General features: G+C 72.3%; 8 protein-coding genes. 7 read left to right on the top strand and 1 reads right to left on the bottom strand.

The window, feature by feature from the left end; translation table 11 throughout:
- Positions 1-328, top strand: a 328-nt coding sequence (locus Q6347_RS09270) for an LPXTG cell wall anchor domain-containing protein (RefSeq protein WP_304607200.1), incomplete at its 5' end; no start/stop codon positions are given.
- Positions 329-539: 211 nt separating this feature from the next.
- On the opposite strand, the gene Q6347_RS09265 is transcribed toward Q6347_RS09270, so the two are convergent.
- The gene (locus tag Q6347_RS09265; protein WP_369810831.1) at positions 540-1,892 is read right to left on the bottom strand and encodes a PhoH family protein; all 1,353 of its coding nucleotides are present in this window, start codon (positions 1,890-1,892) and stop codon (positions 540-542) included.
- A 241-nt stretch (positions 1,893-2,133) separates the two neighbouring features.
- Here Q6347_RS09265 and Q6347_RS09260 point away from each other — a divergent pair, with 241 nt between their 5' ends.
- From Q6347_RS09260 to Q6347_RS09235, 6 genes are all read left to right on the top strand, one after another.
- Positions 2,134-2,682 carry a DUF1697 domain-containing protein gene (locus tag Q6347_RS09260; protein ID WP_304607198.1) on the top strand — a complete coding sequence of 183 codons (549 nt, stop codon included), beginning with the start codon at positions 2,134-2,136 and terminating at the stop codon, positions 2,680-2,682.
- Between the two features lie 56 nt (positions 2,683-2,738).
- The gene (gene nhaA, locus Q6347_RS09255; RefSeq protein ID WP_369810842.1) at positions 2,739-4,094 is read left to right on the top strand and encodes a Na+/H+ antiporter NhaA; all 1,356 of its coding nucleotides are present in this window, start codon (positions 2,739-2,741) and stop codon (positions 4,092-4,094) included.
- A gap of 218 nt (positions 4,095-4,312) precedes the next feature.
- Positions 4,313-5,518: a substrate-binding domain-containing protein gene (locus Q6347_RS09250; protein ID WP_304607197.1), complete on the top strand. Its 1,206-nt coding sequence runs from the start codon at positions 4,313-4,315 to the stop codon at positions 5,516-5,518.
- Positions 5,519-5,520: 2 nt separating this feature from the next.
- Complete coding sequence (locus tag Q6347_RS09245; RefSeq protein WP_304607196.1) at positions 5,521-6,300, top strand: ABC transporter ATP-binding protein; 780 nt, start codon at positions 5,521-5,523, stop codon at positions 6,298-6,300.
- A complete protein-coding gene (locus Q6347_RS09240; RefSeq protein ID WP_304603422.1) occupies positions 6,297-7,010 on the top strand; it encodes an ABC transporter ATP-binding protein in 714 nt (237 codons plus the stop codon). The genes Q6347_RS09245 and Q6347_RS09240 overlap by 4 nt, the downstream gene beginning before the upstream one ends.
- Positions 7,007-7,879: a branched-chain amino acid ABC transporter permease gene (locus Q6347_RS09235; protein WP_171247863.1), complete on the top strand. Its 873-nt coding sequence runs from the start codon at positions 7,007-7,009 to the stop codon at positions 7,877-7,879. Before Q6347_RS09240 ends, Q6347_RS09235 begins: the two co-directional genes overlap by 4 nt.
- The last annotated feature ends 99 nt before the right edge of the window (positions 7,880-7,978 follow it).

The raw sequence follows: 7,978 nt of genomic DNA, 5'->3' as shown, positions 1-7,978 counted from the left end.
CGTCGTGGTCGAGACCACCGACACCCTGCCCGCCGGCACCGAGGTCACCTACGACCCCACCGGCGCCGACACCGAGGGCGTCCTGATCGACGACAACGAGCCGAACGTCACCGTCACCGTCACCAACCACCTCCCCGACAAGCCGAAGCCCACGCCGACCCCGACACCGAAGCCCACGCCGACCCCGCCGACTCCGCCGACCGTGCCGACGGCGCCGGACCTCCCGACCACCGGTAGCGACCTGACCCTCCTGTGGGTCGCGCTCGCCGTGCTCGGCCTCGGCACGGGATCGGTCCTGGTCTCGCGCAGGCTGCGCCGGTCGAGCTGACCGGTCGACGACCGGCCGTCGTGACGACGCCCGGGTCCGGAGTGCTCCGGACCCGGGCGTCGTCATGAGCGCGGGCACATGATCGGCGTGGCGGCCTCCCGCCCCGCCCAGGGCTGACCCCTCCCGCTCGTTGTGGGCGTGAAATCTGCAGGTGCCGACGACGGAGAACCGTAGATTTCACGCCCACAACGACCCGGGGCGGGGGCCGAACTCAGATCTCCAGCCCCTCGAGCATCTCCGTGACGAGGGCCGCGACGGGCGACCGCTCGGACCGGGTGAGGGTGACGTGGGCGAACAGCGGGTGCCCCTTCATCGCCTCGATGACCGCCGCGACGCCGTCGTGGCGGCCGACCCGCAGGTTGTCACGCTGCGCGACGTCGTGGGTGAGGACGACCCGCGACCCCTGCCCGACCCGGGACAGCACCGTGAGGAGGACGTTGCGCTCCAGCGACTGCGCTTCGTCCACGATGACGAAGGCGTCGTGCAGGGACCGGCCGCGGATGTGCGTCAGCGGCAGCACCTCGAGCATCTCGCGGTCGATGACCTCGTCGACGACGTGCGGGGAGACGAGCGCGCCCAGGGTGTCGTAGACCGCCTGGGCCCACGGGTTCATCTTCTCGGACTCGGAACCCGGCAGGTAGCCCAGGTCCTGCCCGCCGACGGCGTACAGCGGTCGGAAGACGAGGATCTTGCGGTGCTGCCGCCGCTCGAGCACCGCTTCGAGGCCCGCGCACAGCGCCAGCGCCGACTTCCCGGTGCCGGCGCGGCCGCCGAGGGACACGATGCCGATGTCCGGGTCGGTGAGCAGGTCGATCGCGACCCGCTGCTCGGCCGACCGCCCGTGCACGCCGAAGACCTCCTGGTCCCCGCGCACCAGCTTGATCCGCTTGTCCGCCGTGACCCTGCCCAGCGCCGACCCGCCACCTCCGTGGACGACCAGCCCGGTGTGGCACAGCAGGGGTGAGGCCTCCGCCATCACCTCCGGGGCGAGCGAGGTGAGATCGAGCTCGGTCCCGTCGTACAGGGCGGAGAGCTGGTCGTCGGTGACGGCGATCTCGCGCATGCCGGTCCACCCGGAGTCGACGGCGAGCTCGTGCCGGTACTCCTCCGCGCGCAGGCCGACCGCCGAGGCCTTGACCCGCATCGGCAGGTCCTTGGACACCAGGGTCACGTCCCGCCCCTCGGCCGCCAGGTTGGCGGCGACGGACAGGATGCGGGTGTCGTTGTCCCCGAGCCGGAACCCCGCCGGCAGCACCTCCGGGTCGGTGTGGTTGAGCTCGACACGCAGGGTGCCGCCGTCCTCGCCGATCGGGATCGGGGCGTCCAGGCGTCCGTGCGTCACGCGCAGGTCGTCCAGGGCGCGCAGCGCGCTGCGCGCGAAGTAGCCGAGCTCGGCGTGGTGGCGCTTGGCCTCGAGCTCGGTGACGACGACGACCGGCAGCACGACGTCGTGCTCGGCGAACCGCTGGATCGCGCGGGGGTCGGACAGCAGCACGGACGTGTCGATGACGAACGTCCGGGCGGCGGGGGTGGTTTCGGTGTGGGCCACGGTGTGCTCCCTCATGCAGAGCCGAAGGGCGGGTGGGGCGGGCGACCGGCCTCGTGCACGACGTGCACCAGGACCGGGGCCGGCCCTCCTGCACGGAGCGAGCACTCCATCGGTTGGCCTCCCGGGGACGCCCTGGGTGGGTGTCCTGAGCGACACGCTACGACCCGCGGGACGTGATCGGGGTCACACGGACGGCGTGGCGCGAAGACGTCATCGAGAATTCACACCGACGTGGCCGACGCGGCACGATGGCGGCATGACGAGCTTCGTGGTGCTGCTGCGCGGGGTCAACATCGGGTCGAACCGTCGCGTCGGCGCCGCCGACCTGCGCGCCGCGGCCTCGGCCGCCGGCCTGACGGGCGCGCGCACGTACGCGACCAGCGGGAACCTCGTGGCGACGGCGGACGGCGGGGACGCCGAGGACGTGGCTGCCCGCACGGCGAACGCCCTGGCGGCCGCCCTCGGGACCGAGGTCCCGCTGCTGGCGCTGTCGGCGGCACGGCTGGCACACCTGGTCGCGGCGAACCCGTTCCCCGATGCGGCCCGCGACGACCCGTCGCACCTGCAGCTGCACGTGGGTCCGACGGCGGTGGACGAGGAGGGCGTGGCCCGACTGGCGGCCGACCACGACGGTCCGGAGCGGCTCGCGACCCGCGGCGGGGCCCTGTTCGTGCACTACCCGGCAGGGATCGGCCGCAGCCGGCTGACGAGCGCGCGTCTCGACCGTGCGACCGGGACCTGGACCACGGGCCGCAACTGGCGGACGGTGCTGCGCCTGGAGGCGATGTGTGACGGGTCGGCGTGACCGCAGGGCACGCGGCGGGTCCCCGGGTAGCATGATCCCCTGGCGAGCCGGGAAGTCTGGTCGGTGAAGTCGGCTGGAACGCCGGCCCGTGCCCATCGACGACCCGGGAGCATGCCCTGAGCCACGACACGACGACCCAGTCCTTCGGCACCCGTCTCGGGAACTTCCTGCGACGGGAGACGACCGGCGGCGCCCTCCTCATCGGCGCCGCCGCGATCGCCCTGGTGCTCGCCAACTCACCCTGGCGAGAGGCCTACGAGACCCTCTCCCAGACGGTGGTGGGACCGGCCTACATCGGCGGTGTGTACATCCACCTCGACCTGTCGCTGGCCTCCTGGGCCGCTGACGGCCTGCTGGCGATCTTCTTCTTCACGGTCGGCCTCGAGCTCAAGCACGAGTTCGTCGCCGGCTCGCTCCGCAGCCCCAAGCAGGCCGGGGTCCCCATGCTCGCTGCCGTCGGTGGCATGGCACTGCCGGCGATCATCTACGTCGTCATGGTGCTCTCCCTCGGCAACTCGGAGGCGCTGCACGGCTGGGCCATCCCGACGGCCACGGACATCGCCTTCGCCCTCGCCGTCCTGGCCGTCTTCGGCAAGGGGCTGCCCGTCGCGATCCGCACGTTCCTGCTGACGCTCGCCGTGGTCGACGACCTGCTGGCGATCATCATCATCGCGGTGTTCTACACGAGCGAGATCAACGGCGCCTGGCTCGGCGGGTCGCTGGTCGTCATCGCGGTCTTCGCCTGGTACATCCGCACCCGGTCGCCGAAGTGGTGGCTGCTCATCCCGCTGTTCGTCGTGGCCTGGGCGTTCATGCACGCCTCGGGCGTGCACGCGACCATCGCGGGCGTGCTCATGGGCTTCGCGGCCACCGCCCGCCCGATCCACGGCGAGACCGACACCCGCACCCACCACTACGAGCACGTGGTCAAGCCGTGGTCGCAGGGGCTGGCGCTGCCGATCTTCGCGTTCTTCTCGGCGGGCGTGAACCTGGTCGACGGCGGGGGTCCGGCCGAGATCCTGGGTCAGCCCATCGTCTTCGCCATCGTGGCCGGTCTGGTGCTCGGCAAGCTCATCGGCATCCTGGGCACGACCTGGCTCGTCACCCGGGTCACGCCGTTGCGGCTCGCCCAGGGCATCGGGGTGCGCGACCTGCTTCCCGTCGCCTTCCTCGCGGGGATCGGGTTCACCGTCTCCCTGCTCATCGCGGAGCTCTCCTTCGAGGAGGGGTCGGAGTTCACGCTCGGGGCGAAGGCAGCCATCCTCATCGCCTCGGTCCTCGCCGCGACGCTCGGCGCCCTGACCCTGCGGTGGGACGTCAAGCAGGAGCGCGGTCCGGACATGAACCGTGACGACCTGCCCGACGAGGTCACCACGCTCATCGGCGACGAGCAGGACCGCAAGGACCACTAAGGTCCGGCCGCCGTCCCGGCAGCCCGGGACCACCGTCCCGAAGGCCGTCGCCCACGCCGGGCGGCGGCCTTCGTGCTGCCACGGCGCCACGCCCGTGACCGGATCGTGACCGGATCCGCGCCGCACCGTCTTGACAGTCGGACACCTCCGCACCCAAGATCCTCATACCTGAATCACCTGTCATGTTTGCGGGTGGTATCCCAACGAAGGGCGGAGTCATGCGGGTCACGAAGAGGTCCCTCGCACTGGCCACCACCGCTGTCACGGCGCTCACGCTGGCCGCGTGCGCACCGGCGGACGGCGGGGTCGGCGGTACCGAAGACAGCGGCGAGAGCGCCGCGGCCGAACCTGTCGAGGTCGGCATCATCTACTCCAAGACCGGGCCGCTCGCCGCCTACGGCGAGGCGTACCACGAGGGTTTCGAGGCCGGTCTGGACCACGCCACGGACGGCACCGGCGAGGTGGACGGACGCCCGATCGAGGTCACCTATCTCGACGACGCCGGCGACCCGGACAAGGCCGTCAACCACGCGAAGGACATCATCGGCCAGGGCGTGCAGATCATGGGCGGCACGGTCTCGTCCGGCATCGCGCTCAAGCTCGCCGAGCAGGCCGAGCAGAACCAGGTCCTCTACGTCTCCGGCCCGGCCGCCGCCGACGCGATCACCGGCATCAACGACTACACGTTCCGGTCCGGCCGCCAGTCCCTCCAGGACGTCGCCACGGCGGGCACGTTCGTCGACCCGGACGGCGCCAAGGTGCTCGTCTTCGCCCAGGACAACGCGTTCGGCCAGGGCAACCTCGCCGCCGTCGAGGGGGTCCTCGGCGCGCAGGGCGCCGACGTCGACAGCGTCCTCGTCCCCGAGGACGCCACCGAGTTCACCCCGTTCGCCCGGCAGGTCGTCGACGCCGACCCCGACCTCGTGTTCGTCGCGTGGGCCGGCGCCTCCTCCGGCGCGATGTGGCAGGGCCTGGACCAGCAGGGCGTCCTGGACGCCACCACCGTGGTCACCGGCCTCGGCGACGCGGCGACCTTCGACGCCTACGGCGACGCCGCGGGCAAGGTCGACTTCCTCAACCACTACTTCCCCGGCGCCCCGGACAACGAGGTGAACGACGCGATGGTCGCCGCGGTCGAGGAGGCCGGCGGCACCCCCGACCTCTTCACCCCGGACGGTTTCGTCGCGGCGCAGATGATCGTCCACGCGATCGCCGAGGGCGGCGACGACGTCGACGCCATGGTGGGCGCGCTGGAGGGCTGGACGTTCGACGGCCCGAAGGGTTCGACGACGATCCGCGAGACGGACCACGCGGTCATCCAGCCGATGTACCAGGTCGGGCTCGTCGAGTCCGACGGCTCCTGGATGCCCGAGCTCGTCGAGGAGGTGCCCGCCGACGCGGTCGCCCCGCCGGAGGCCGACTGACCATGCCCCAGCACCAGCCCGGCACGGACCCCTCCGTGCCCGCCCTCGCCGTCCGCGGCCTCGGACTGCAGATCGGCGGCGCGCAGATCCTGCACGACGTGACCCTCGAGGTCGCGCCCGGCGAGATGATCGGCGTCATCGGCCCCAACGGGGCCGGCAAGACGACACTGTTCAACCTCGTCTCCGGGGTGCTGCGCCCCACGGCGGGCACCGTCCGGCTCGCGGGCCGTGACGTCACGGGCGACCCCGTCGCCCGGCGGGCCCGTGCCGGGCTGGGCCGCACGTTCCAGACGTCCAGCGTCTTCCCGCGGCTCGACGTGCTCGAGAACGTCCGGCTCGCGGCCCAGACCCACCTGGGCCGCAGCCTGTCGGTGCTCGCGTTCCCGCACCGGGGCGACGCCGCCACCCGGCGCGCGGTCGAGCACCTGGCCGAGGTCGGCCTCGCGCACCGGCTCGACGTCGCCGCCGGGGACCTCTCCCACGGCGACAAGCGCAAGCTGGAGATCGCCGTGCTGCTCGCCACCGACCCGAGCGTCATCCTGCTCGACGAGCCCATGGCCGGTGTCTCCTCGTCCGACGTCCCCGGCCTCAGCGAGGTCATCCGCCGGCTGCACCGCAGCGGCCGCACGGTGCTCATGGTCGAGCACCACATGGACGTGGTCCTCGGGCTCGTGGACCGGGTCGCCGTGATGCACCACGGCGAGCTGCTGGCCTACGACACCCCGGAGGCCGTCATGTCCGACCCCACCGTCCAGAGCGCCTACCTGGGAGACGTCGCGTGACCGAGCCCATCCTCGAAGTCCGGAACCTGCGGGCCACCGTCGCCGGCCAGCAGGTCGTCGAGGACGTCACCTTCGACGTCCCGGCCACCGGCGTGACCGCCGTCCTCGGGCGCAACGGCGTCGGCAAGACGTCGACCCTCAAGGCGCTCCTGGGCCTCTACGACCGTACCGGCGAGGTGACCCTGGCGGGCGAGCGCATCGACCGCCTGAGCACCGACCGCATCGTGCGCCGCGGGGTCGGCTACGTGCCCGAGGACCGCGAGGTCTTCGCCGGGCTCACCGTCGCGGAGAACCTGCGTCTCGCCGAACGGGACGCGTCGCCGCGCCGCGAGCTCGTCTCCGACCTGTTCCCCGACCTGGTCAAGCGGTCGGCACAGCGGGCGGGGACGCTCTCCGGCGGGCAGCAGCAGATGGTCTCGCTCGCCCGGGCGCTGCTCAACGACAACCGCCTGCTGCTGGTCGACGAGCCGACGAAGGGCCTGGCGCCCAAGATCGTCACCGAGGTCGCCACGGCGCTGGCCGAGGCGGCCGCGAGCGCCCCGGTGCTCCTCGTCGAGCAGAACCTCGAGGTCATCTCCCGGCTCGCCACCACGGTCGTCGTCATCGACGCCGGACGCGTGGTGCACACCGGCGACGCCGCCGAGCTGCTCGACGACCCCGACCGCATCCAGCGCCTGCTGGGCGTGCACACCTCGGAGAACGCCGCATGAGCACGATCGTCCTGCTCCTGATCACCGGGCTCGGCCTCGGTGCCCTGTACTTCCTCGTCGCCTCCGGGCTGTCCCTCATCTACGGGCTGATGGGCGTGCTCAACTTCGCCCACGGCTCGTTCCTCACCCTCGGCGCCTTCGCCGGCTGGGAGGTGGCCCGTCGGCTCGGCGCCGACAGCTGGGGCATCTTCGGCCTCGCGCTGGTCGTCGGCGCCGCGGTCGGCGCCGCGTTCGCCGCCCTCACCGAGCTGCTGCTCGTGCGCCGTCTGTACGAGCGCCACATCGAGCAGGTCCTGGTGACCGTCGGCCTGGCGCTGGCGACGGTCGCGCTGTTCGAGGGGACGTGGGGGTCCGACCCCGAGTTCATCGAGGGGCCCGCCTGGCTGCGCAGCACGACCGACGTCGCCGGCGCCCCGATCCCCAACGACCGGTTCCTCGCCATCGGTGCGGCCGTGCTCGTCCTGGTCGGCATCGTGCTCTTCCTGCGCTACACGCGGTTCGGCCTGATCATCCGTGCCGGCGTGGAGAACCGCGCCATGGTCACGGCGCTGGGCATCGACGTGCGCAAGGCCTTCACCCTGGTCTTCGCCGTGGGCGGTGCCGCCGCCGGGCTCGGCGGGGTGCTCGCCTCGCAGTACTTCGGGTACGTGTCCCCCCACCTCGGCGCGCACCTGCTCATCTTCGCCTTCATCGTCACCGTCATCGGTGGGCTCGGGTCCCTCACCGGGGCCGCGGTCGCCGCCGTCCTCGTCGCGGTCCTGCAGCAGTTCGCGAACTACTACTGGGGGGTCGGCGACCTGGTGGTCGTCCTGCTCCTCGCGCTCGTGCTGCTCGTCCGTCCCTCCGGCCTCCTGGGGAGGAGCGCATGACCAGCCAGCCGACCACGCAGCAGACCTCGACGCCGCCCGACCGCCCGGCCGCGCCGCTCCCCCACGACGAGAACGTCCCCGCGCCCGCCCGGCGCCGGT

The organism is Isoptericola sp. b408 (genome assembly GCF_030588085.1).
Taxonomy (GTDB): Bacteria; Actinomycetota; Actinomycetes; order Actinomycetales; family Cellulomonadaceae; genus Isoptericola; species Isoptericola sediminis.
The sequence above is the reverse complement of the archived record's forward strand: the minus strand, read 5'-3'. Positions and strand labels throughout refer to the sequence as shown.

Excerpts from the sequence above, each read along its gene's own strand:
- Q6347_RS09265 (WP_369810831.1), bottom strand. The coding sequence starts at position 1,892 with ATGAGGGAGCACACCGTGGCCCACACCGAAACCACCCCCGCCGCCCGG.
- Q6347_RS09260 (WP_304607198.1), top strand. The coding sequence starts at position 2,134 with ATGACGAGCTTCGTGGTGCTGCTGCGCGGGGTCAACATCGGGTCGAAC.
- Q6347_RS09250 (WP_304607197.1), top strand. The coding sequence starts at position 4,313 with ATGCGGGTCACGAAGAGGTCCCTCGCACTGGCCACCACCGCTGTCACG.
- Q6347_RS09245 (WP_304607196.1), top strand. The coding sequence starts at position 5,521 with ATGCCCCAGCACCAGCCCGGCACGGACCCCTCCGTGCCCGCCCTCGCC.
- Q6347_RS09235 (WP_171247863.1), top strand. The coding sequence starts at position 7,007 with ATGAGCACGATCGTCCTGCTCCTGATCACCGGGCTCGGCCTCGGTGCC.